We start from the raw sequence: 24,376 nt of genomic DNA on the forward strand, positions 1-24,376 counted from the left end.
CGCACGGCTCTGGGTACGCTGACGAACTCGTCGGCTGGTGCGAGCACGCTGGTTCTGGCCAACAACGGCACCAGCTCCGCTCTGTACCAGGTGGTCGACACCAACGGCGACGGCCAGGTGGCTTCGACCGAGGTTCGCCTGCTCGGCGTCTACAACAGCACGGTGCTCTCGCTCTCCGACATCAACCTCGGTTGATCCGGCGGCAAAGCATCGCGGTAAAAGGGAAGGGCGCCCGAAAGGGCGCCCTTTTCTTTTGAGGATGATGCGGGGATCGGTTCTTCGCCCCAGCCATGCCGGGCCTGTCGGGCCCGTTGGACAAAAGAAAAGGCGGCAACCGGGGAGACCGGTTGCCGCCTTTTTGCTTTACAGCCCCTCCCGCCGTCGCAAGGGGAGGGCGGGGGACGGGATCAGTGGGCGGGTTGGGCCGACAGCCGGTCCACCAGGCGCAGGATGCCTTGAGCCAGCCGGATTATGGCGGGCGAGCCGATGAACAGCTCGCGCAGGGCGTCACCTTCGCCGAAACGCAGGACGAAACCGTTCGGGTTGAACACCACGGCGACCTTCGCGGTCTCCGACAGGACATGCTGGGTCCGCCCCTGGAACACCGCGTCCAGGATCGACCGTGCCAGCTCGCGCGCGTCTTCCTCCGGCAGGGTGGCGATCTCCGGCCCCAGCCTGCTTTCGTTGAACAGGAAGACGCCCTCCATCCGGACTGCGCCGTCCTGTGCCGACCCTTCTTCGGTCAGGGCGATATGGGACAGGAACTTGCCGTCGGGAAACAGGACGGTGCGGTCGTCGACCTCGACATTGATGACCAGCCTGCTTTTGGCCGACATGGGGGGTCTCCGGAAGAAACGGGGTCGAAAATCAGGATCAGTCGGCGGCGCGGCGCGCCATCTCGGCATCGGCCAGCCCGATGACCACCTCGGCCATCCGGCGTTCGGCGCGCCAGCCCAGCAGGCGCTCCGCCTTGGCGGGGTTGCCGACGCTGAAGGCGATGTCGGAGGGGCGCAGCAGGGCGGCGTTGCCGTGGACATGCCGGCGCCAGTCCAGCCCGAAATAGGAGAAGGTCTGTTCGACGAAGTCTTCCAACCGGTGCGGCTCGCCGGTGGCGATCACGAAGTCTTCCGGCTGGTCATGGGCCAGCATGCGGGCCATGGCATCGACATATTCCGGCGCCCAGCCCCAGTCGCGGGCAATCGACAGCGTTCCCAGTTCCAGGCTGTCGGTCTTGCCTTCGGCGATGTCGGCGGCGCCGCGGATGATCTTCTGGGTGACGTAGCGGACCGGGCGCAACGGCGATTCATGATTGAACAGGATGCCGGAGCAGGCGAACAGCCCGTAGGCCTCGCGATAGTTGGCGACCGCCCAGTAGGCCGCCGCCTTGCCCACGCCATAGGGGCTGCGGGGATGGAAGGGAGTCGATTCGTCGGCCGGCGTGCCGGTGTTGCCGAAGCATTCGCTGGACGACGCATTGTAGAAACGCGCGTCGAGCTTGAGGAAGCGGATGGCTTCCAGGATGTTGATGGTGCTGTTGATGGTGCTGTTCAGCGTCTCGACCGGCTGGTCGAAGGACAACCCGACCGAGGCCTGGCTGGCGAGGTTGTAGATCTCGGCCGGGCGGACCCGGGCGATCACCTCGACCACGCTGCGGAAGTCGGTCAGCACGGCGGAATGAAGGATGACCCGGCCGAAGATGCCGAGCCGCCGCAGGTTGGCGAAGCTCGCCATCTCCCGGTCGCGCGAAGTGCCGTGGACCGTATAGCCCTTGTCCAGCAGAAGCTGGGCGAGATAGGCGCCGTCCTGACCCGAAACGCCGAAGACCAGCGCGGTCTTCGGTTCGCTCCGGGTCGTCGTTCCGATGATCATGAACAGCGCCCTATCGGTCGCGGTGCAGCGGTCGCGGAAGCGGGATCAATGGTGATCGTCGCCGTTGGCTGCCAGCCGCATGTCCGATTCGACCATGTCCCGCACCAGATCGCGGAAGGCGGTGGTGTGGGTCCAGCCCAGCTTCGCGCGCGCCTTGCTGGGGTCGCCCAACAGCAGGTCGACCTCGGTCGGGCGGAAATAGCGCGGATCGATGCGGACCACCACCTTGCCGGTCTTCCGGCAGATGCCTTCCTCGTCCACGCCCTCGCCGCGCCACTCGATCCCGCGGCCGATATGGCCGAAGGCCAGCTCGACGAACTCGCGCACCGAATGGGTCTCACCGGTGGCCAGGACGTAATCGTCGGCCTCGTCCTGCTGCAGGATGCGCCACATGCCCTCGACATAGTCGCGCGCATGGCCCCAGTCGCGCTTGGCGTCCAGGTTGCCCAGATACAGGCAGTCCTGCCGGCCATGCTCGATGGCGGCGACGGCGCGGGTGATCTTGCGGGTGACGAAGGTCTCGCCGCGGGTCGGGCCCTCGTGATTGAACAGGATGCCGTTGCTGGCATGCATGCCGTAGGCTTCGCGGTAGTTCACCGTGATCCAGTAGGCGTACAGCTTGGCGGCGGCATAGGGGCTGCGCGGGTAGAAGGGCGTGGTCTCGCGCTGCGGCGTCTCCTGCACCTTGCCGTACAGCTCCGAGGTGGAGGCCTGATAGAAGCGCGCGGTCTTCTCCAGGCCCAGGATGCGGATGGCTTCCAAGAGGCGCAGCGTGCCGATGCCGTCGGCGTTGGCGGTGTATTCCGGCGTCTCGAAGCTCACATGGACGTGGCTCTGGGCGGCCAGATTGTAGATCTCGGTCGGTTGGATCTGCTGGACCAGACGGATCAGGTTGGTGCTGTCGGTCAGGTCGCCGTAATGCATGAAGAAGCTGACATCCTCTTCATGCGGGTCGCGGTAGAGATGCTCCACCCGCCCCGTGTTGAACGACGAGGACCGGCGCTTGACGCCGTGGACGACATAGCCCTTCCCCAGCAGAAGCTCGGCAAGATACGCGCCATCCTGGCCGGTGGCGCCGGTGATGAGGGCAACTTTGCGCAAAGGACCGACCCTTGATCTGTACGGGGGTTGATGATCGGGCACTATCGTCAAGTCATCCAACGAAGGCAAGGCCCTTGGTTTTTCGCCTTTTGAGGGTTCCAAGGACAATATCGAGACCGATCGAAGATGTGCGTGACATGGCACGAACGCTGTTGATGCGCTCAATCTGGGGCGATAGGGTGCGCCCCGAACAGGCTGGGCCTTTCCCGCGGCGGTTCCATGGGAATGTTCCATGGGGATGTTCCCGGGTGGAGCGGTCGGGTTGAAACGGCTTCCCGGCCGCATCGTCCAGGCCGCATCGCCCCGGCCTCATCGCGTGGATCACCATGGCAACCGTCGCCGAAGCATTGCAGATCGCTGTTGGACTCCAGCGCTCCGACCGTCTGGGCGAAGCGCGCGCTCTGTATCTTCGGATACTGGAGGTCGATCCGCGCAACGCCACCGCCTTGCATCTGCTGGGGCTGATCGAACGGCGGGAGGGACGCCGGGACAAGGCGCTGGAACTCATCCGCGGCGCGCTGGAGATCGCGCCGCAGATGGCCGACGCCTGCTGCAATCTCGCCTCCACCCTGTCCGAACTGGGCCGGATCGACGAGGCGGCGGCGGCGCAGCGCCGGGCTCTGGCGATCGACCCGGCATTGGAACCGGCGCATCATGGCCTTGCCACCTTGCTGTGCGGACGCGGCGGTCCGCGCGACTGGGCGGTGTCGGCTGCGTCCTTCCGCCGCGCCCTGCGCCTTACCCCCCAGCGCCCCAACCTCTACCACGACCTGGGCATCGCGCTGCGCCAGGGCGGGGCGTCCGATGCCGGCGCCCTGGCTCTTGCCGTGGACAGCCAACGCAACGCGCTCGCCCTGCAGCCGGACTTCGCCGCCGCCCACATGAATCTCGGCAACCTGCTGGTCGAACTCGGCCGGCTGGACGAGGCGCTGGTCTGCTTCCGCCGCTCGCTCACGATCGAGCCGGAGCAGGGCGGCGCCCTCTACAACCATGGCAATGCCCAGCATGCCGCCGGCCTGGCCGATGCGGCGGTCGACAGCTATGTCCGTGCGGCGCGCGCCGGCGTCAACCTGTCGCTGACCCGGCTGGCCGACGTGCTGACCGGCCTGGGCCGCGAGGCCGAGGCGGAGCAGGTGCTGCGGCTGGCGCTGACCAGGCCGGGCAGCGACGTGGCCGGCGCCATCGACATGCTGTCGGCGCTGCTGGTCCGCCAGGGACGTTACGAGGAATCGCGGCGCTTCTTCGCCGACTACCGCTATCCCCACATCGCCGATCCCAACGCCTTCCGCATCGAATGCCTGACCGCCATCGCCGAAAGCTGGCTGGCCGCCGGCGAGGTCGACCGTGCGGTGGAGGTTCTGGCTGGCGTCCATGGCCACGGCAGCCGCTTCTTCACCGTGAAGTCGATCGCCGGGCTGCAGCAGGTCCTGGCCCGGCAGGGAAAGCGGCTGGAGCGGCCGGCCAACCCCGATCCCGCCGCGCCGCGCATCTGCTCCTCCACGCTGGCCACCCACGGGCGCTTCGCCCACAACGTGCTGGAATATGTGCTGCTGCGGCTCTACGCCGAGAAGTTCGGCTACCGGCTGGAGACGCCGGACTGGGTCGGCGGCTATTACTTCGACCTTGACGATCCCAAGCCCAGCGGCGGGCTGAAGCCGATGCATTTCGCCCGGCGCATCCTGAACGATCTGGTGACCGGACGGCGCGACGATCCGCGTCCGGACGTCGACATCCTCTCGCCGCTGTTCCTGTTCGAGCATCGCGAGGAGTGGCGCGAGCGGGTGCGGTCCTGGCTGCGGCCGCGGCCGGAATGGCTGGGCCATGTCGATCCGGTGATGCAGGCGCTGAAGGCCCGCGGCAACACGGTGGTGGCGCTGCACATCCGCCGCGGCGACTTCGTCTGGTTCCGCTACACCATCACCGAGACCGCCTGGTACGTCGACTGGCTGAAGGCGCTGTGGCCGACGCTGGACCGGCCGGTGCTCTACATCGCCACCGACGATCCGGCGACCATCGCCGACTTCGCGGAGTTCGCCCCGGTCTCGCTCGACGATCTGGCGAGGGAGGGGGCGGTGGAGCCGTGGAAGGGGCTGGAGTTCCTGCAGGACTTCCACGTGCTGATGAACGCCGACGTGCTGGGCGTCAGCGCCCAGAGCGGCTACAGCCAACTCGCGGCGTTGCTGAACCGCAACGCCCGCCTGTTCGTCGAGCCGGATGCGGCGGCGCGGCGGATCAGGCCCTATTCCCCCTGGACGAGTTCGTCCGGCACCCCTTAAAGACCACCATCATCACGACCAAAGGACGCCCTCGAAAGGGCGGGAGGGCAGCCCCATGGATCTCGCGACCAAGGAATTCTACGACGACTTCTGGCCCCGTTTCGTGCCGATCTACGACGAGACCAAGAAGTACATGCTGGAGACCCTGACCGAGCGGCAGATCGGCCGGGCGCTGGACGCCGGCTGCGGCCACGGCATCTGCTCCGTCATCCTGTCGGAAATGGCGGAGCAGGTGGTGTCGGTCGACGTGTCGTCGGACAGCCTCGCCACCGCCCGTCAGCAGGCCCAGCGCTTCGGCCGCGACAACATCGAGTTCCATCACCAGGATCTCCAGGAGCTGGACACGAACCTCGGCCCGTTCGATCTGGTCTGGTGCTGGGGTGTCGCGATGATGGCGCCCGACCCGATGAAGGTGATGCGCAACCTGATGGCCGTCACCAAGCCGGGCGGCACCGTCTATCTCGGCCTCTACCTGAAGACCTGGCTGTCGCCGGTGCATGAGGGCGTGCGCCATTTCTGCCGCGCCTACATGGATACCCCGGCCCGGCGCAAGCTGGTCGGCGGCTTCTTCACCGGACTGACCAAGGTCGCCTGCCTGCTGAAGGGGCAGGAGATCAACCGCCGCGCCGACAACGTGTCGATCCAGGCCCAGGTCGAGGACTGGTACTATCCGCCCTACAAGACCTTCTATTCGATCGAGGAGATCGTCGCGCTGTTCGAGCGCAACGGCTTCAAGGCCGAATGCATCCAGGACCGTCTGGGCCGGATGAAGAGTGCCACGATCTTCGTGATCCGGGCGACGAAGAATGCCTGAGGCGGCGGCGGGTCGGCAGGACGGGACGGCTCCCCCCGACCGGGAGGAACTGGGCCGGCTGCTGTCCCGCGGCTACATCGACAGCGGCTTCATCGGCGGCGTCACCCGCGTGCCGGTTGCCGACGTCGTGCGCGACATGCTGTCGGAGGCGCGCGCCGACGAGCAGGTGGCGGAACTGCGGCGCAGCGCCGCGGCCGCCGGCATCGATGCCGACAAGGCCCGCATCCTGGAGGTCGGGTCCGGCTGCGGCATGACCGTGGTGCGCGGGCGCACCGCCCATGGGCTGGACATCCACGGTATCGAACCCAGCATGGGCGAATACAGCTCCACGCTCGACGTCTGCCGCCGGCTGATCGACCATTACGGCCTGCCGGCCGACGCGGTGCAGGACGCCACCGGCGAGGCGATCCCCTTCCCCGACGCCAGCTTCGACATCGTCTATTCCTCCAACGTGCTGGAGCATGTCGGCGACCCGGCGGCGGTGCTGGACGAGGCGCTGCGCGTGCTGAAGCCGGGCGGGCTGCTGCTGATCGTCGTGCCGAACTACGGCTCCTGGTGGGAAGGGCATTACGGCATCCTGTGGCTGCCGCGGATGCCGGCCGGGCTGGCCAAGCTCTATGTCCGGCTGTTCGGCCGCGACCCGTCCTATGTCGACACCCTCAACCTGATCGACCGCCCCTGGTTCGACCGCTGGCTCCGCCGCCATCCCGGCAGGCTGGAGGTGCTGGACTGGGGCTGGGGCGTGTTCGAGCAGCGCTTGCGCACTCTGGGCTTCGGCGACTGGGCGGCGCTGTCGGTCGCCAAGCGCATCGTCACCTTCGTCCACCGCTCCGGCCTGCTGGAGCCGGCGATCTGGCTCGCCCGGCGCCTGCATTGGGAAACCCCGATCATCTTCGCGGCGCGCAAGCGCTGAACGGGGCCGCCCGCCGGCTGCTCTCATCACCCCGCCGGCAGCAGATCCATGGGCAGCCCGGCGGCCTTCGCCTCGGCGGCGCGGGCGAGGTCGCGGGCGATGCGGGCCATCGAACCGGCCCAGTCCCATTGGCGGTCCTGGCGGTAGATCCGCAGGGACGGGTACCAGATGCTCTTCTCGGCGTCGTCCATCCAGCGCCAGTCCATCCGGTAGGGCGCCGGCAGCCAGCTCGGGACGCCCAGCGCGCCGGCGACATGCAGGACGGAACTGTCGATGGCGATCACCAGATCCAGCGTCTTCATCACCGCCGCGGTGTCGAGGAAGGCGTCAGGCCCGGCGTCGAAATCCGGACCCAGCCGGTGGAGCAGCGCCTCGTCGGCATCCGCCAGACGCTTGGCGGCGTTGTCCTGCTTGTGCAGGTCCACCAGGGTGACGCCGGGGATGGCGGCCAGCGGGCGCACGAACTCGAAGGGGACGGAGCGCTTGGGGTCGGCGTCGCGGGTGGCGTCGCCGTTGCTCCAGCACAGCCCGACGCGCAGGCCGCCCAGACCGGCCAGCCGGTCCGTCCACAGCCGCACCCGCTCGGGATCGGCCGACAGGTAGGGGCGGTTCGGCACGGCGTCGGCGGTCGACCCCAGCAGATGGGGCAGGCTGAGGAACATCGACCGCGCCCTGATGGCGGGCATGCGCTCCGGGTTGAAGCGGATGTTGCCGGGGTTGGGCACGGTCGACAGCAGGCGCTGCAGCCGCGGCGGGCAGACCACCACCACCTCGCCGCAGATGCGGGCGACCTGCGGCACGAAGCGGACGAAATGGATCATGTCGCCCCAGCCGCCTTCGGCTGCCAGGGCCACCGTGTCGTCGGGCAGCGGCCGTCCGTCCCAGATCGGGATCGGGCTGCCGTCGGCCTGGAACCAGACATTGTTCTTGCGCGCTTCGAAATCGGCCATGCCGCCGACGAAATCGCCGAGCCGCAACCGGTTGATGCCGGCGATGTGGCGGGCGTCGGTCATGGTCGGCTGCACGCGCAGCGCCCGGCGGCAGGCCGCCAGGGACTCCGTCGCGTGGGCCATCTCCTCCTGCACCAGCGCGACCTGCAGATGGGCCACCGGGTTGCCGGGCCCCAGCATGACCGAGGCCCGGGCGTTGCGCAGCGACTCCTCGAACTCCGCCCCCTGCGAGGCGGGATCGAGCAGCAGCGCCTCGCTGAGGGCGATGCGGGTTTCCAGATGGTCCGGGCGCAGCATCGCGGCCCGGCGCAGCGGTCCGGCGGCCTCCTGCCGCCGCTCCTGCCGCAGCAGCGTGCCGCCCAGCTGGTACAGGGTCTCGGCGTCGTCGGGAAGTTCCGCAGCCAGCTGCCGAAGCAGGACCAGGGCGCCGGCATGGTCGCCGATCCCCTGCAATGTGCGGCACAGGTTCTGCCGGACCGCGGTGAAGCCGGGGGCCAGCCGCAGGGACCGGCGCATCAGCGCCACCGCGTCGCCGGTCCGAGCGAACCGCTTCTCCACCAGCCCCAGCAGTTGCAGCCCGTCATACTGGGCGGGATCGACGGCGAGCGCCTTGCGGTAGAGTTGCCGGGCTTCGTCCAGCCGGTCGGACTGGTGGGCCTGGACGCCGGGGATGAGAAAGGGCTGCGGCTGGATCATGGAACGGCTCGCGAAGGGCAGGGCGCCTTTATGACCGTTCGGCGGTGCCGATTGCAATTCCGGAAGCCGCCCCAGGCAAGCGGACTGCCGCCGGTTGACCCGAAAAAACATGCCGTGCTATGGCCGCGAACCGGAAGACCGTCCCGTTCGCCCGCCCCCTCCTGCAAAGCCATTGGATAGCCGCTTCATGGGTCAAGACATCGCGCGCGCCATAGAGCATTACCGGGCCGGTCGTCGCGACGACGCCCTGGCCCTGGCCGAACAGGTTCTGCGCGAGGGTCCCGGCGACAGCGGGGCGCTCAACCTTGCCGGCGTCATCCTGTACGAGCTGGGCCGGCTGGACGAGGCGGAGGAGCGGCTGTCGCGTCTGGTGGCGCTCGACCCCTTCTTCTTCCAGGCTCGCGTCAATCTGGCGGTGGTGCTCCAGGCGAAGGGTGCCCGGATGGACGCCGTCGCCCAGTTCCGCATGGTTGCGGCGCTGCTGCCGGACCAGCTGGAGGTGCAGGACCGGCTGGGCAGCCTGTTGCATGGTTTGGGCGATCATGACGGGGCGTTGCGCCATCTGCGCCGCGCCGTCCGGCTCGCCCCCGACGACCCCAACCGCCGGGTGCTGCTGGCGGTGTCGTTGATGTCGAACGGCGCTCATGCCGAGGCCGCCGCGATCCTGTCCGATGTGCTGGCGCAGCAGCCCGGCCATGCCGACGCCCGTGGCCATCTGGCCGCGGCCCGGCTGTCGTCCGGCCGGCCGGATCTGGCGGAGGCGGTGCTGGCGGAAGGCGGTGCCGTGACCGGCGACGCGGCGAACACCCTGGCCCGTGCCCGTCTCTACCGCCGGATCGCCGAAGAGGCCGGCCAGCCGCAGCTTCCCCACGGGCTGCTGGTGCGCGCGCCCTTCTCCGTGCTGTCGGGCTACGGCGACTTCGCCCAGCATTTCGTGCGCAGCCTGATGGAACGCGGGCAGACGCTGCGGCTGGCCGGGCTGATGGGCGAGGAGAGCTGGCGCCCCTCCTTCGCCGACCCGATCCTGCAGGCGGCGGCGCGGCGTCTGGATGCGCCGCTGCAGCCCCGTCTGGCGCTCAGCGTGCTGACCCCGCCGCTGGTCGAGCCGATTCCCGGCGTGCCGACCGTCAATTACACCATGTTCGAAGGGCCGCGGATTCCGCCCGTCTTCGCCGCCTGCAGCCGGGCGCATGATCTGGTGATCGTGCCGACCGAATCCTCCCGGCTGGCCTGGGTCGCCTCCGGTCACCCGGAGGACCGCATCCGCGTCTGTCCGCCCGGCATCGCCCCCAACCCGGCGGACGCCGGAGCGCGGCCGCTGCCCATCATGGGGCCGCGCGGCCGGGGGGTGATGGATTATCGGGTCCGTGTGCTCAACATCTCCGACTTCGTCGCGCGCAAGAACCTGGACGGGCTTCTGCGGGTCTGGCTGCGCGCCACCCGCGCCGACGACGACGCGATCCTGATCCTGAAGGTGGGCAAGGGCGGCTCGTCCCTGATCGGCGAGGTCCGCCGGCTGCTGGAGCAGGGCATGCACGCCACCGGCCGCCGGATGGAGGAGGCGGCACCCATCGCGCTGCTCACCGACCGCTACGACGAGCAGGGCATCGCCTGCCTCTACGCCATGGCGACCCATTATTTCAGCCTGTCGCACGGCGAGGGCTGGGACCTGCCGATCACCCGGGCGGGCTGCCTGGGCGCCGGCCTGATCGCACCCAGGCACAGCGCCTATACCGCTTATCTGAACGACGAGGTCGCCCACCTGATCCCCTGCACCACCGGTCCGGCGCTGATGCCCTACAGCAGCGCCTATTACCCGGCTTTCCACGGGCTGGACTGGTGGCACCCGGACGAGGATGCGGCGGCGGAGATCCTGTCCCGTGTCGTCCGCAATCCCGAGGGCGAGCGCCGGGACGCCGCCCGCCACCTGACGGAAACCTTCACCTGGGATGCCGCCGCGTCCCGGCTCCTGGATGTCCTGGATGGGGTGGGAGGCTAATACCAGCGGTCATTGATCATGACCGCTGGTATCCGCGCCGACTGATCATGACCGCTGGTTGGCGCGGCGGCGGCACATGCCGCCGAAGCTTTTGATCCTGACAGGTCAGGATCAAAAGCCGTTTGTATAATTGTCCTCCAGCGCGAAGCGGCGGCCGTGCAGGGTCAGATGGGGGTGGATGCCCTCGTGCCGGACGCTGCGCAGCGCCCGGATGCGGCGCTCCATCTCCTCGCTCCCGATGTCCTGCGGCAGGGCGCGCAGCGCATCCAGCGCCTTGCGCGTGCAGCGCCTGCTCTGGTCCCAGGCCAGACCTGTACGGGGCAGCGGCGTGCCGGTCAGCGCCAGCTGCGGGGCCAGCATCACGAACAGCTGGATCAGTGCCGTATAGGTCCGGTCGATCAGCCAGTCCGCATCCGGCAGTTCCGGCAGCGGGAAGGACAAAGCGCCGACGATGGGCCCGGCGTCCACCCGTTCCGTCATCTCGTGCGCGGTGACGCCATACTGCGCCGCCCCGTCATACAGCGCGAAGGCGAAGGGATGCCGGCCCGGATAGCCGGGCGGGCCGGGGTGGAAGTTGTAGGAGGGACCCGGAACCCGCTGCAGCAGGGCCGCTGGCACGATGCTGTTGGTCCGGAAGGCGACGATGCGGTCGACTCCTCCGGTTTCGGCCATCGCCCGCTCCAGCCCCGCCGCGTCGGCCGCCGTGACCACCACCAGATCCCGGTTGGAGGTGGCGAGGATGGCGCCGAGGTGGCGGGCATCTTCCTGCGGGCACAGCAGGGCCAGGGTGGCGGGCATGTGGCGGGGCTCTTCGTCGGATGCCTTACCGGGCGGCGGCGTCCTGGGTGGCATCGACGAACGCCTCGGCGAAGGCACGCCAGGTGCGTTCGGTGCGGATGAAGGCCTTGGCGCGGGCGGCGCGGGCCTTGGCGGCGGCGCGGTCGGTATAGAGGCGCTCCAGCGCTTCCACCAGTTCGTCGACCGAGGATTCGCCCCAGCCGAAGCGGCTGCCGTCGCGGTCGGCGACCGGAACCTGCCGGTCCAGCGTCAGGCACAAATCATCGCCCTGGGTCGGGCTCTTCAGCAGGTCGCGGTGGCCGGTGTTGTTGGACAGCACCACCGGAACGCCGCAGGCCATCGCCTCCATGGCGACGAGGTTGGTCGCCCCCTCGCAGCGGTTGGGGAAGACGGCGGCATGGCAGTCGGCCAGGATCCCCGCGATCTGGTGGCGGCCAAGGAAGCCCAGGTCGACGAAGCCCTCCTCGTCCGCGCCGTTCTCCAAGGCCCAGCTCTTCACGTCGACCATGTTGTTGGGCAGGACCCGCGGCGGCTTCGGCGCCAGGGGCGATTCCGCCATGGTCATGCCGACCTCCGGCCAGGCGTTCTGCCAGGCGGTGACGAGCAGCGCGTCGGGATGGCGCTGACGGAAGGCGCGGAAGGCGGCCAGAACGATGTCCTGGCCCTTGCGGAACTCCAGCTTGCCGCCGGAGAAGATGACGAAGCGGTCGCCGAACCGGCCGCTCGGCTCCGCCTCCACCATCTCGGTCGGGTCGATGCCCTGGAAGGCGAGGCCGACATTGTCGAAGCCCCAGATCTCCAGAAGCTGCCTGTTGTAGGTCGAATGCACGACGATGCGGTCGTACTGGCGGGCGCGGGCCATCACCTCGGGCGTGAAGCGGGTTTCCTCATAGGCGATGACGCCGATGTTGCGCCGGCCGCGGAAGCGCCCCGACGGGCCGCCGGCGGTGAAGCCGTTGCCCAGCGCGTGCAGGACGTCGAACTCCTTCAGCAGCAGCATGTGGCCCTTGGCATTGTCGGCCATGGCGGCGACCTGCTGGTAGGGCCCCTCCAACGATTGCAGCTTGGCGCGGTTCTCCGGACGCAGGGTCCCCATCAAAGGCTTTTCAAGCAGCAGCGGCGGCCGGCCCTGATCGGCGAGGTAGAGGGCGGTGTGGACACCCACCAGTCCCCAGCCGTGGACCTCCGTGAGCTGCCAGGTGAAAGCCAAGTTCGGAATCATGATGGGAAACCCTGTTCTGGCCGCCCGCATCGGCGGTCCCTGTCGGCAAGCGCCGGGACGGCTGCCGGGCGGACGATCCCGTGCCGGGCCGGCGCTTGTCAAGTCGAGGACTGCGAGGCTCCGCGCGCCACCCAGTCGCGCCACATCGCGCGGTAGGCTGTCTCGACCCCGCGGGCGAAGCCCTTGTAGTCGGTCAGCGGGGCGGCGTTCAGCCGGTCGCGCATGGTCCGGCGCAGCCCGCCCAAGCGCTCCGGGTCCCCGGCGAGCGCCACCGCGGTGGCGATGTAGCCGGCCTCGTCGGATGCTACCAGTTCGCTCAACCCGCAATGGGTCAGCAGGCTGGCGCCGACGCGGGCGACATGGCTGGCACCCGTCACCGTCACCACCGGCACGCCCATCCACAGCGCCTCGCAGGTGGTGGTGGTGCCGTTGTAGGGGAAGGGATCAAGGCCGATGTCGATGCGGTCGTAGGCGCGCAGATGCCCATCGGCGGCGTCGATGCGGGCCAGCAGCTCGACGCGGCCGGCATCGATCCCGAACTGGACGAAGGTGTTCAGGTAGCGCCGGCGCGTTTCCTCGTCGCCCATCTGGGCGCTCTTGACGATCAGGCGGGAGTTCGGGACCCGCTTCAGGATCTCCGACCAGACCCGCACCACATCCCCCGTCACCTTGGAGGTGTTGTTGAAGGACCCGAAGGTGACATGGCCGTTGGCGAGCAGAGGCGGTTCGGCCGGCGGGGCGACGTCCACCGGCGGGCGGTAGCTGTGGAAGCCGTGCGGCAGCCGGACGATGCGCTCGGCGCTCAGCCGGTCGGCCTCGCCCGGCGGTTCGGCGACGGCGTCGCTGAAGCGCCAGTCGATGGCGCGCATGCCGGTGGTGTCGGGATAGCCCAGCCAGCTGACCTGGACAGGCGCCGGCTTGCGGGCGAACAGGGTCAGCCGGTTGTTGGCGGTGTGGCCGGTCAGATCGACCAGGATGTCGATGCCGTCCTGCTCGATCAGCGCGGCGGCGCGGGCGTCGTCCACCCCGACCAGCGACCGCCAGCCCTCGGCCAGCCCCTTCAGCCGTTCGGTGACCACATCCGACCTTGCGGCGGCATGGTAGCAGAACACCTCGAACTGCTTGCGGTCATGCTCGCGGATCAGCGGCTCGGCGAAGAAGGCGACGGAATGGGCGCAGAAATCGGGCGAGACGTAGCCGACGCGCAGGCGGCGTTCGGGATCGCGCGGGTTGGCGTGGCGCTTGCCGGCGGGCAGCAGCGGATCGGCATGGCGCTGCGCCCACGCCACATGCGCCCTGAAGATGGTCTGGGGTGGGACGGCCGGGGTGTAGTGCAGGGCCAGCAGCAGGTTGGAATGCATCAGGGCGTGGGTGGGGTGCGCCTCCAGCCCTTTCTGGAAGACGCCGATCGCCTCCTCGATGCGCCCCATCTCCTTCAGCGTCTCGCCCAGATTGTTCCAGGCCTCGGCCGACTTCGCATCGGCCTTCAGCGCGGCGACGAAGCACTCCACGGCGCGGGCCAGTTCGACCGCTCCCTTGTGCAGATCGCCCAGGTTGCACAGCGCCGCCGCCATGTCCGGCTTCAGGCGCAGCGCCTCGCCGTAGGCGGCGCGTGCGCCCTCGCGGTCGCCGCGGTTGCGCAGGATGTTGGCGAGGTTGAAATGGGCCTCGGCATAGTCGGGCTTCAGCCGGATGGCGGTGCGCAGCGCCTCTTCCGCCTCCGCAGGCCGGCCCATGTCCAGCAGCAGGCAGCCATGGTTGCTGTGGACGAACGGATCGGCGGCGTTGCGGGCGAGCGCCCGGCGGTAGCAGCCCAGCGCCTCCTCCCAGTCGCCGCGGGCGCGCAGGATGATGGCGAGGTTGTTGTTGGCGTTCGGGTGGCCCGGATCGGCGGCCAGCACGGTGCGGTATCCGGCCTCCGCCTCGGCGGTCCGGCCTTCCCGGTGCAGGGTCAGCGCACGGGCGAAGCCGGCGTCCGCTGCCGCTGCGGCCGGCGCCGCATGTCGCAGGGAGGGGGCCGGAGAGGCCGGGTGTCTGGCCTTGGCCTGCTTGCGTGAAGGCTTTTTCATCGGGCTGACCGCCTGGCGTTAGATCTCTGTCGGCAAAGAACCGTCCCGCGGGTCGATAGCAATGACCATACGGTATCCGCAAGCGGCATCTCATCCCTGGACGGATGTGCCGCAATGGACACATCGGCCGGAGACATATGATGGATGGCGGATGCCCCCTGGGACAGATGGCTTGCTGCTGTTGGGCCTCTTCTGCTATTCCAGCGGAATCGCGTGGGTTTACATCGTCCGCAAGTGGCGGACGCACGCGCTTCGTCGCGCCCCGGGGCCAAGGAGCGCATGGTCGATCGAGACCGGGTGATCGAACGGTATGAAGACCTTGCTTTCGCGACGTGTTTCACATTTTTCACGGCGGTTCCCATGACCCTTGCTGCGGAAGTCCCCTGCGCTCACACCGGGCTGCATTCCCTGGCCGCCGTCGCGCGCCAGCGTGGTCTCGACGTTTCAGCCGAGCGGCTTCAGCACAGCAACGTCATCGGGAACGAGGAGCTGGACACCGCCCGCCTTCTGCGCGTTGCCAAGTCCATCGGCCTGAAGGCCGAAGCGACGACGCTGGACTGGGAGGATCTGGGCAAGCTCCACGACGCCTTCCCCGCCATCCTGCGCCTGCGCAACGGCAATTCGATGGTGGTGCTCGGCTTCGGCAAGCAGGGCGACACCGACGTCGCCATCCTGCAGGATCCGCTGGCCGGGCAGGAGGTCATCCTGCCGGTCGACCGCATCCGGTTGAGCCAGGCCTGGGCCGGCGAGATCGTGCTGCTGAAGCGGGATTACGGCCTGGCCGACACCGAGCAGCCCTTCGGCCTGAAGTGGTTCCTGGTGGAGATCCTGCGCCATCGCCGCATCTTCCGCGACATCGGCATCGCGGCGATCCTGATGAGCCTGTTCGCGCTTGCCGTGCCGATCTTCTTCCAGCTGGTGGTCGACCGTGTGCTGGTCCACCGCAGCTTGGGCACGCTCAGCGTCCTGATGATCGGCATGGTCGGCGTCATCCTGTTCGAGACCGCCTTCTCCTACCTGCGCCAGTACCTGATGCTCTACGCGACGAAGAAGATCGACGCGAAGATGAACGTTCAGGTCTTCAACAAGCTCGTCGGCCTGCCGATGCATTATTTCGAGCGGGTGTCGTCGGGCGAGATCGTCAAGAACGTCCAGCAGGCGGAGCGCATCCGCAACTTCCTGACCGGCCAGCTCTTCATGACGCTGATCGACATGGTCTCGCTGGTGATCTTCCTGCCGATCATGTTCATGTACAGCGTGCCGCTGACCTTCCTGGTCCTGGTCTTCGCCGTGCTGATGGCGATCAACATCGGCATCATGATCCCGCTGATCAAAGGCCGGCTGAAGGACCTCTATCAGGCGGAAATCCGCCAGCAGTCCTTCCTGATCGAAAACATCCATGGCATGCGGACCGTGAAGTCGCTGGCGCTCGATGCCCGCCAGAAGCAGGAGTGGGACCACCGCGTCGCCCGCGCCGCCGAACAGCGCTTCGACGTCGGCCGCATCATGATCATCGGCCAGACGGTCGCCATGCCGCTCAACCAGCTGATGATGGCCTGCCTGCTGGGCCTGGGCACCTATCTGGCGCTGAACGGCGATCTGATGATGGGCGCGCTGATCGCCTTCTACCTCCTGGCCGGCCGCGTCACCCAGCCGCTGCTGCAGATGGCTCAGCTGGTGCAGCAGTTCCAGGAAGTGTCGATCTCGGTCCAGATGCTGGGCTCGATCATGAACCATCCGCCGGAGGAAGGGCGCACCGGCCGCGGCCTGCGGACGCCGCTGCGCGGCACGGTGGAGTTCCAGGACGTGCGCTTCCGCTATGCCGCCTCGGCCCCGCCGGCGCTCGACGGCGTCTCCTTCACCGCGGCCGAAGGCATCATCCTCGGTGTCATGGGCCGCAGCGGTTCGGGCAAGACCACGGTGACCCGGCTGCTGCAGGGTCTGCACCGGGCGCAGGAAGGGCTGATCCGCATCGACGGCCACGACCTGCGCGAATACGATCTCGACCACCTGCGCGCTTCGATCGGCGTGGTGCTGCAGGACAATTTCCTGTTCACCGGCACCATCCGCGAGAACGTCTCCGCCGCGAAGCCGGGAGCGACGACCGAAGAGATCCTGAAGGTCATCCATCTGGCCGGCGCCGACGAGTTCGTGGAGCGGCTGCCCAAGGGCCTGGACACGATGCTGGAGGAAGGCTCGTCCAACCTGTCCGGCGGTCAGCGCCAGCGTCTGGCCATCGCCCGCGCCCTGCTGACCAATCCGAAGATCCTGATCATGGACGAGGCGACCTCGGCGCTCGACGCCGAGAGCGAGGCGATCGTCCAGGCCAACCTGATGAACATCGCGCGCGGCCGTACCGTGATCATCATCTCGCACCGCCTGTCGTCGCTGGTGCCGTCCGATACCATCCTGGTGATGGACCGCGGCAAGGTGGTCGACAGCGGCAAGCACGATGAACTGCTGGAGCGTTGCGACATCTACCAGCATCTCTGGCACCAGCAGAACCGGCACATCTAGGAGCGCGCGCCCTTGTCCGCACAGAAGCCGACCGCACAGAAGCTCGCGAAAATTGAGACGGCACGCGTTCCCGCCAACGATGCGGTGCCGCGGGGACCGGCCCAGCCGCTCGACAAGCGGGCGAAGGCGCGGGGGAAGGCGGCCATCGGTGCCTTCCAGAAGGATACCGAGGCGATCCAGAACGCCCCCGATCCCTTTCTGGCGCGCATCACCCTGCATCTGCTGGCACTGTTCTTCATCGGCCTGATCGTCTGGATGACGCTGTCCTACCTGGACAAGATCGTCGTCGCCCAGGGCAAGATCATCTCGGTCGAATCCAATGTGATGGTTCAACCGCTGGAAATGGCGGTGATCAAGAAGGTGCTGGTGCGTCCGGGCGACGTCGTCCGCAAGGGCGAGGTCTTGGCGACACTGGACCCGACCTTCACCCAGGCCGACGTCCAGCAATTAGAATCCCGTCTTGCCAACGCCGACGCGGAGATCGCCCGGCTGGAGGCCGAGCATGACGGCAAGCCCTTCGTGCCGACTGCGGATCGCTATGGCTATGGCACGCTGCAGCAGTCGCTGTTGCGCGAGCGGCAGGCGCAGTACCAGTCCCAGATGCTGAATTACGAAGAGAAGCTCGCGCGTCTGCAGTCCAACGTCACCAAGTATGAGATGGACCGCGTCCACCTGAACGAGCGGCTGAAGGTGGTGCGCGAGATCGAGAACATGCGCTCCTCGCTGCTGGCCACCCAGGTCGGCAGCAAGCTGAACCTGCTCCAGGCCACCAGCGACCGCATCGACATCGAACGCAACCTGGTCCTGAACCAGAACGAGCTGCAGGGCAACCGCCACGACCTGCAGGCCCTGCTGGCCGAGCGCGACGTCTTCATCCAGCAATGGAACGGCAAGATCATCGAGGAGCTGACCACCCAGCGCAACGAGCGTGAGGCGCTGCGCGAGCAGCTGATCAAGGCGCGCAAGCGCCAGTCGCTGGTCCAACTCGACTCGCCGGTCGACGCCATCGTGCTGGAGGTCTCGCCCAAGGCCGCCGCCGGTTCCATCGCCAAGGAAGCCGAGCCGCTCTTCACCCTGGTGCCGGTCGGTTCCGCGCTGGAGGTCGAGGCCAACATCGATGCGCGCGACCTCGCCTTCGTTCAGGTCGGCGACAAGGTGCGCGTCAAGCTGGAGGCCTATCCCTACATGCAGCACGGCGCGCTTGACGGAGAGGTGGAGACGATCAGCGAGGACTCCTTCTCCAACAAGGACAACGCGAACGGCGCACTCTTCTATCGGGCGCGCATCAAGCTGCTGACGACCACGCTGGACAATGTGCCGTCCAACTTCCGCCTGATCCCCGGCATGCCGCTGTCGGCCGACATCAAGGTCGGCGAGCGCCGCATCATCACCTATTTCCTGCGTCCCATCTTGCGTGGGGTCGACGAAAGCCTGCGGGAGCCTTGATCTTGTTCGGCAATCTGCTGAAGCGAAGCAAATCCACCACCTCCCGCAAGCCGGACTTCCAGCGCGGCCTCGCCGCCTTCGAGGCGGAGGACTATGCCGCCGCCGTCGCGGACTGGATGCCGCTGGCCGAACGCGGCCATGCAGAGGCGCAATACCGCATGGGCCAGCTCTACGCCCGCGGCCAGGGGGTGGTGCGCGATTTCGGCGACGCGGCCCACTGGTTCCGCAAGGCAGCCGAGCAGGGCCATGTCGAAGCCCAGTTCTCGCTTGGCCTGTGCTATGCGAACGGCGAAGGAGCGCCGCAGGACAGCGCCTTGCCGGTGCGCTGGTACAAGACCGTGGCAAAAACCAACCCGGCGGCGGCCGAGGCCAATCTGGCCCTGCTCTATCCCAATGGGCTGGGCATCGGTCCGGACATCTCCCAGGCGCTGCACTGGTACCGGCTGGCCGCCGAGGCCGGACATGCCGAGGCGCAGCATCACATGGGCCTGCTCAATGCCTTCGGGCAGGGGGTGCCGCAGGACCATGCCGCCGCCGCCGCCTGGTACAGGATGTCGGCCGAGCAGGGCTATGCCGTCGCCCAGCATGCCCTCGCCTCCCTCTACGCCAACGGCCAGGGGGTGGAGCGCGACATGAGCCAAGCGGTCGCCTGGTACGGGCGGGCCGCCGAGCAAGGCTTCGTCAATTCCCAGCTGGCACTCGCGATCATCTACGAGCATGGCTCCGGGGTCGAGGCCGATCCGGCCCGTGCCGCGGGGTTCTACCGTCAGGCCGCCGAACAGGGGCATCCGGTCGCCCAGGTCAATCTGGGCCTGCTTTACGCCCGTGGACACGGGGTGCCGCAGGACTACCGCGAAACCCTGAAATGGTGCCGGCTGTCGGCGGAGCAGGGGAACGTCAATGCCCAGTTCAACCTGGGCCTGATCCATTCCAACGGGCTGGCCGGCGCGCCCGACCATGCCGAAGCCGCGGTCTGGTACCGCAAGGCGGCGATGCAGGGCAATGTCGGCGCCCAGGTCAATCTCGGCCTGATGCTTGTCCATGGCTGGGGCGGCCGGCCCGAACTGGTCGAAGGCGTGGACTGGCTGCGCAAGGCCGCGGCCCAGGGCCACACCGGCGCCATGACCAATCTGGGCGCCCTTTACGCCAACCGTGACGGCAAGGCCTACAACCCGATCCAGGGCTATGTCTGGTACATCATGGCTGCCGCCACCACCCAGCCCGGCCCCGACCGCGACGCGCTGGAGGCCAAAGCCCATGAATTGGGAGGCGTCTTGACCAGCGAGGATCGCCATAAGGCTCAGGTCATCATGGAAGACTGGAAGAAGAACCCCAAGCTGATGGCGACGGGCTGATCGACAGGACCGGTCGGGGCAGGGTGGCTTCGGCCCCCGTCCAGTTTTGCTTCAACCGGTGCTGGAGGCGGGGTCCTCCGGCGACCGGTCACGATCCGTCGCCGGACAAAGTCGATCAGGGCGACTCTTGTCCCCGGGGCTGCCCGGCTTCAGCCGCCGGTTCGGCAGACGTCACGATGCAGGGGTGGGAATGGTCGATGCCAAGCCATTGACGCCCCTCGACAACCAGATCGAAGACTATGCTCCAATCGCCCGGATAATCGGGCAGAACCACCCGCGCTTCGACCGTGCAGGATTCCCCTTGGGCAAGGCGGTTCGGCAAAGGCGAACGCGGGCCGTCGAAGAGGACGATCCTCCCGTCGCTGTCGGCGAGGTGATAGGAGAGCAGAAGGGGCGGGGAACTGGCGCTGGACAGCGGCCCCGGTCCCGTATTCTGAGAGAATACCGAAGTATTGGCGTTTTAACGCCAAGTAGGGTTGTTTTTGAAAGAGAAAATGATCCCTTAGATTTTGGTGCCGGCGGCCTCAGTCCAGACCTCCTCGACGAAGACGCCGAGGCCGCGGCTGTCCGCGCTTCCTGCGATCGTCTTGTCGGGGTGCCAGAGGCGATCGACCCGGATCTCCAGCGTGCATTCGCCGGTCAGGCCGGCGGGGATGGTGCAGCATTGCGTCCTGCCGCCCGCCTGCCGGAAGGCGAAGGATGCGACCGGAGTGTCCTGGAGAAGGATGGAAACCTTGATGCCGCGGACCGGCGTCGCCAGCCTTACGCACAGCCGGCGGCTGCCTGGATTGACCACGATCCTCATGCCGGCCCGGCGTGCCGCCGTCCAGCGGCCGTTTCCTTCGGCCCGGTGCCATTCGTTCCGGTTCAGCAGGCCGTCGGTCTGCGGTGAACCCAGTTCATAGGACGGAGCCGGAAAGCTGGAGCAGTACCCGCCCTTCACGAATTCGGCGCCGGGGAGTTCCGGCAGATGGGCGGTGTGGATCGGGAATCCGTCCAGCGGTGCGATCTGGAAGATCATGCCCACGTCCGGTAATCGGATGTTCCCGGCCAGGGTCCAGTCCGCATTGAAGATCCGGACCGTTGCCGACTGGTCCTTTCTCGCCTGCCTGGGTGCGAAGGTGGAGATGCCGACATAGAAGCGCCCGTCGTGGAAGGCGAAGCCGCGCGGGTAATGGCCGGTAAAGACTTTCGCTGTCCTGTTCGCCAGGACTGTCCCGTCGAACGAACTCAGGCAATGCAGGTCCCCGTCCCGGATCAGCAGGTCGTGGGTGTGTACGCCCATGTCCGTCGCCTGAAGAAGGTCGAGGCCGGGATAATGGTATTCCAGCAGACTGGAGGGGCCGCGATTGTGGGCGACCAGCAGGAGACGGCCATCGAACGGTTGCAGCGTGTTGAAATGATGGACGTCCCGGTGCCGGTCCTCGGGGTTGGGGGCGGGATACCAGCGGTCCCACGTTCCGCTCCGCAGGTCGTGGACCGCGACCATGTTGTCGTAGGAGCAGACCACCCACAGCTTCCCGTCGAACAGGGTCGCCGCATGCATGTCGCGCAGGGGAAAATCAGGCGCCAGATTGGCGATCACCGCCATCCGGTCGTTCAAGACCAGCATGCTGCCCCGTTCGCCGGCCCTGGACACCTCGTCGTAGGGGCCGGAGGCGGAATTCCGGGCGCCGACATACAGGACCCCTGCCTTCGTATCGGCGCAAAGACCGTAGTAGATGCCTGCCCGGCTGTTGGCAATGCGCACCGTAAAGGTTTCAGTATCGAGGACGAGAAGATGCTTCGACGTGGTGATTGCAAGGTTCATGCGACACTCCCCCAGTGCATCTTCTCTGTCAGCCATGTCATGAACCAAGGGCTTAACCCAATTCGTTTCGTGCATCGCCGATGGTGAGGTGATGTATAGATCGGAGGATCCATATCCACAATGGTAGTTGGGGATCGACACCTACTGGACCGGCGGCGTGCCCAATGCTAGGAAGCGGCGGTAATGAATCAGAAGCGAGAACCGGTGTGAGCGACGAGTCCCTCCTGTTCCCCTTGCGTGGCAAGCGCGTCTGGGTGGCTGGCCACCGCGGCATGGCCGGGTCTGCGATCGTGCGTCGTTTGAACCGCGAGGGATGCGACATTCTCACCGTCGGCCGCGACCAGGTGGACATGCGCCGGCAGGCGGAGGTGGAGGCCTGGATGGCCGAGGCACGTCCCGACGCCGTCTTCATGGCCGCGGCGACGGTGGGCGGCATCCATGCCAATTCCACCCGCCCGGCCGAATTTCTCTACGACAACCTGGCGATCGAAACGAACATCATCCACGGCGCCTACAAATCCGGCGTGAAGAAGCTGGTCTTTCTCGGTTCCTCCTGCATCTATCCGCGGCTCGCCGAGCAGCCGATGCGCGAGGAGGCGCTGCTGACCGGGCCGCTGGAGCCGACCAACGAATGGTACGCGGTCGCCAAGATCGCCGGCATCAAGCTGTGCCAGGCCTATCGCCGCCAATATGGCTGCGACTTCATCGCGGCGATGCCGACCAACCTCTATGGTCCCGGCGACAACTTCGACCTCCAGCAGGGCCATGTCGCGGCGGCGCTGATCGCCAAGATCCATCGCGCCAAGGAAACCGGTGCCGACACGGTGGAACTGTGGGGCAGCGGCAAGCCGCTGCGCGAGTTCCTGTTCGTGGACGATCTTGCCGACGCCCTGGTCTTCCTCGCCGAACGTTACTCCGGCGAGGAACACGTCAATGTCGGGACCGGCGCGGAGATCAGCATCCGTGGGCTGGCCGAGCTGATTGCCGAGGTCGTCGGCTGGAGCGGCCATTTGCAGTTCGACCCCGGCAAGCCGGACGGTTCCCCCCGCAAGCTGATGGACAACAGCCGCATCGCCGCCATGGGCTGGACGGCGCCCACCAGCCTGCGCGACGGCTTTGCCCAGGCTTATCGCTGGTATGCGGAGAACCTGAAGGCGGGCAGGCTGCGCGGCGCCGGACTCTGATCCGGCGCGCGGCCCCCAGGATCGGGTCTTTCCGGCGTCAGGCTGTCGCCGGGCTGTCCGCCCCAGACGCCGTCAGTTCCGCGAGACGCTCGGCCAGGGCGTCGCGCTCGGCCAGTGCCGCGGCTTGCAGGGGGGACAGGATGTCGGTCAGCGGGAAGCCGGCCGATCCTGCGACCGCAACCGGTTCCGCCGCGCCGATGAACTCGCCGATCATGGTGCCGTCATCGGCGGTGGTGATATAGCGGAACTGCGCATGCGCGCCGCAGAGCCGGCCCGTATGGTCCCAGCGGACCAGGAATTCATAGGGTTGCCTGGTGGTCTGCATCTTCATGCTCCTTCTCGGGGAATAAGGGGGCGGTATGTGAGGGATCAGGACGCGATGGCCCCGTCGGGCCACCGCCAGTTCGTTCCGTCGCTGACCGCCAGCCGTTTGCCGCCGGCCCCGTCGGACACATAGATCAGGCCGCGCGCCGCAGCGCTCGGCAGGGTGGCGACCGTGTAGCTGGGCAGCATGGGGATGGCGCCGAAGGACAGCCGGCCGGCGGTGGTGGCGATCACCGGGTCACCACCGCTGCTGCCCGCGACGGTGACGGCGCGGTTCGACCCCGCCGCCGGCAGCACCCGCAGGCTTTCCGTACCCGGCGCGCCGCCGAACGTGAGGGTGCCGTCCGCCCCGACCCTCGCCCGTTCGGTGGCGAAGGAGGTGCCGCCCTGGGCGGTGGCGATGCGGACCTCCTGGCTGCTGTAGGTGCCGTTGTGGGTGTTGTGGACGAAGACGCCCGACGCCCCGCCGCCGTCCGCAACCACCAGCCCGATCGACGAGACGTTGCCGGCCAGATGCGGCGTGGCCGGGACGATCCCCAGATAGCTGCTGCCGCCGGGCCGGAGCTGGAGCGTCCCGTCGGGGGCGATGCGCAGGCGTTCGATGCCCGCGGTGGCCAACGCCGCCGTATTGGCGGCCGGAAAGAACAGGCCGGTGTCGCCGTCACCCGCCGGGGAGACGGCCGGGGCCGCGGCGCTGCCGGCCGGCACGGTGACGGCACCCGTGAAGGCCGGGGTGCTGAGCGGCGCCTTGGCATCCAGCGCCGTCTGCAATCCGGCCACGTCGCTCACGGCATGCCCGTGTCCGGTGGCGGCCAGTCCCTGGCGGATGGCGGCGACCGTCGTGCGCAAGGTGGCGGTGCCGTCGTCGACGGGCAGGATTTCGCCGCCGGTCAGCGGATTGGCGGCGGGGAGTTGATGAATCGCGATGTCGGACATGGGTCACCTCCCGATGATGCGGTCGCCCGAGCGCGTGGTGAGCGCATCTCCGGAACGGGTGGCGAGTGCGGCGACGAAACGCCGCACCGCCGCGAGC

Annotated in this window: 19 protein-coding genes; 9 read left to right on the plus strand and 10 right to left on the minus strand. The window is 67.8% G+C overall.

All coding sequences use genetic code 11. From position 1 onward, the window contains the following. The coding region (locus FZ029_RS32925) for a hypothetical protein (RefSeq protein ID WP_188051847.1) at positions 1-195 on the plus strand (195 nt) is incomplete at its 5' end. A 212-nt stretch (positions 196-407) separates the two neighbouring features. Here the strand turns inward: FZ029_RS32925 and FZ029_RS07255 are convergent. The 3 genes from FZ029_RS07255 to gmd are packed head-to-tail and all read right to left on the minus strand — an operon-like array spanning position 408 to position 2,970. Continuing rightward, positions 408-836, minus strand: a complete 429-nt coding sequence (locus tag FZ029_RS07255; RefSeq protein WP_149200278.1) for a hypothetical protein — start codon at positions 834-836, stop codon at positions 408-410. 37 nt (positions 837-873) lie between these two features. Beyond that, the gene (locus FZ029_RS07260; protein ID WP_149268642.1) at positions 874-1,869 is read right to left on the minus strand and encodes a GDP-mannose 4,6-dehydratase; all 996 of its coding nucleotides are present in this window, start codon (positions 1,867-1,869) and stop codon (positions 874-876) included. A 45-nt stretch (positions 1,870-1,914) separates the two neighbouring features. Further along, positions 1,915-2,970, minus strand: coding sequence for a GDP-mannose 4,6-dehydratase (gene gmd, locus FZ029_RS07265; RefSeq protein WP_149268643.1), 1,056 nt, complete (start codon positions 2,968-2,970; stop codon positions 1,915-1,917). A 326-nt stretch (positions 2,971-3,296) separates the two neighbouring features. Between gmd and FZ029_RS07270 the strand changes: the two genes are divergently transcribed. Genes FZ029_RS07270 through FZ029_RS07280 form a run of 3 tightly spaced genes read left to right on the plus strand, consistent with a single transcriptional unit; the run spans position 3,297 to position 6,973 of the window. Further along, a complete protein-coding gene (locus FZ029_RS07270) occupies positions 3,297-5,246 on the plus strand; it encodes a tetratricopeptide repeat protein (protein ID WP_149268644.1) in 1,950 nt (649 codons plus the stop codon). Positions 5,247-5,301: 55 nt separating this feature from the next. Continuing rightward, positions 5,302-6,060, plus strand: coding sequence for a class I SAM-dependent methyltransferase (locus FZ029_RS07275; RefSeq protein WP_149268645.1), 759 nt, complete (start codon positions 5,302-5,304; stop codon positions 6,058-6,060). After that, positions 6,053-6,973: a class I SAM-dependent methyltransferase gene (locus FZ029_RS07280; RefSeq protein ID WP_149268646.1), complete on the plus strand. Its 921-nt coding sequence runs from the start codon at positions 6,053-6,055 to the stop codon at positions 6,971-6,973. Before FZ029_RS07275 ends, FZ029_RS07280 begins: the two co-directional genes overlap by 8 nt. Positions 6,974-6,999: 26 nt before the next feature. Here the strand turns inward: FZ029_RS07280 and FZ029_RS07285 are convergent, their stop codons facing one another. After that, positions 7,000-8,619, minus strand: coding sequence for a tetratricopeptide repeat protein (locus FZ029_RS07285; RefSeq protein ID WP_149268647.1), 1,620 nt, complete (start codon positions 8,617-8,619; stop codon positions 7,000-7,002). A 187-nt stretch (positions 8,620-8,806) separates the two neighbouring features. Between FZ029_RS07285 and FZ029_RS07290 the strand changes: the two genes are divergently transcribed. After that, a complete protein-coding gene (locus FZ029_RS07290) occupies positions 8,807-10,618 on the plus strand; it encodes a tetratricopeptide repeat protein (protein WP_247892187.1) in 1,812 nt (603 codons plus the stop codon). Positions 10,619-10,729: 111 nt separating this feature from the next. Here the strand turns inward: FZ029_RS07290 and FZ029_RS07295 are convergent, their stop codons facing one another. From FZ029_RS07295 to FZ029_RS07305, 3 genes are all read right to left on the minus strand, one after another. Continuing rightward, positions 10,730-11,416 carry a formyltransferase family protein gene (locus FZ029_RS07295; RefSeq protein WP_149268649.1) on the minus strand — a complete coding sequence of 229 codons (687 nt, stop codon included), beginning with the start codon at positions 11,414-11,416 and terminating at the stop codon, positions 10,730-10,732. 25 nt (positions 11,417-11,441) lie between these two features. Next, positions 11,442-12,638 carry a glycosyltransferase family 4 protein gene (locus tag FZ029_RS07300; protein ID WP_149268650.1) on the minus strand — a complete coding sequence of 399 codons (1,197 nt, stop codon included), beginning with the start codon at positions 12,636-12,638 and terminating at the stop codon, positions 11,442-11,444. A gap of 98 nt (positions 12,639-12,736) precedes the next feature. Then, positions 12,737-14,707: a tetratricopeptide repeat protein gene (locus FZ029_RS07305; protein ID WP_149268651.1), complete on the minus strand. Its 1,971-nt coding sequence runs from the start codon at positions 14,705-14,707 to the stop codon at positions 12,737-12,739. 360 nt (positions 14,708-15,067) lie between these two features. Here FZ029_RS07305 and FZ029_RS07310 point away from each other — a divergent pair, with 360 nt between their 5' ends. Genes FZ029_RS07310 through FZ029_RS07320 form a run of 3 tightly spaced genes read left to right on the plus strand, consistent with a single transcriptional unit; the run spans position 15,068 to position 20,025 of the window. Then, positions 15,068-17,224: a peptidase domain-containing ABC transporter gene (locus FZ029_RS07310; protein WP_149200289.1), complete on the plus strand. Its 2,157-nt coding sequence runs from the start codon at positions 15,068-15,070 to the stop codon at positions 17,222-17,224. Positions 17,225-17,236: 12 nt separating this feature from the next. Then, positions 17,237-18,670 (plus strand): HlyD family type I secretion periplasmic adaptor subunit, encoded by a 1,434-nt coding sequence (locus tag FZ029_RS07315; RefSeq protein WP_149268652.1) that lies wholly within the window; start codon positions 17,237-17,239, stop codon positions 18,668-18,670. Between the two features lie 2 nt (positions 18,671-18,672). Continuing rightward, positions 18,673-20,025: an SEL1-like repeat protein gene (locus FZ029_RS07320; RefSeq protein WP_149268653.1), complete on the plus strand. Its 1,353-nt coding sequence runs from the start codon at positions 18,673-18,675 to the stop codon at positions 20,023-20,025. A 502-nt stretch (positions 20,026-20,527) separates the two neighbouring features. On the opposite strand, the gene FZ029_RS07325 is transcribed toward FZ029_RS07320, so the two are convergent. Continuing rightward, positions 20,528-21,883, minus strand: coding sequence for a hypothetical protein (locus tag FZ029_RS07325; RefSeq protein WP_149268654.1), 1,356 nt, complete (start codon positions 21,881-21,883; stop codon positions 20,528-20,530). Positions 21,884-22,041: 158 nt separating this feature from the next. On the opposite strand from FZ029_RS07325, the gene FZ029_RS07330 reads away from it, so the two are divergent. Further along, positions 22,042-23,019 carry a GDP-L-fucose synthase gene (locus FZ029_RS07330; RefSeq protein WP_282184130.1) on the plus strand — a complete coding sequence of 326 codons (978 nt, stop codon included), beginning with the start codon at positions 22,042-22,044 and terminating at the stop codon, positions 23,017-23,019. 37 nt (positions 23,020-23,056) lie between these two features. On the opposite strand, the gene FZ029_RS07335 is transcribed toward FZ029_RS07330, so the two are convergent. Both FZ029_RS07335 and FZ029_RS07340 read right to left on the minus strand, forming a co-directional pair. Then, positions 23,057-23,344, minus strand: a complete 288-nt coding sequence (locus FZ029_RS07335) for a hypothetical protein (protein WP_149200294.1) — start codon at positions 23,342-23,344, stop codon at positions 23,057-23,059. A 44-nt stretch (positions 23,345-23,388) separates the two neighbouring features. Further along, positions 23,389-24,279, minus strand: coding sequence for a hypothetical protein (locus FZ029_RS07340; protein WP_149268656.1), 891 nt, complete (start codon positions 24,277-24,279; stop codon positions 23,389-23,391). Positions 24,280-24,376 lie beyond the last annotated feature (97 nt).

Origin of the sequence: Azospirillum sp. Sh1, assembly GCF_008365135.1 — a bacterium.
Taxonomy (GTDB): domain Bacteria; phylum Pseudomonadota; class Alphaproteobacteria; order Azospirillales; family Azospirillaceae; genus Azospirillum; species Azospirillum oryzae.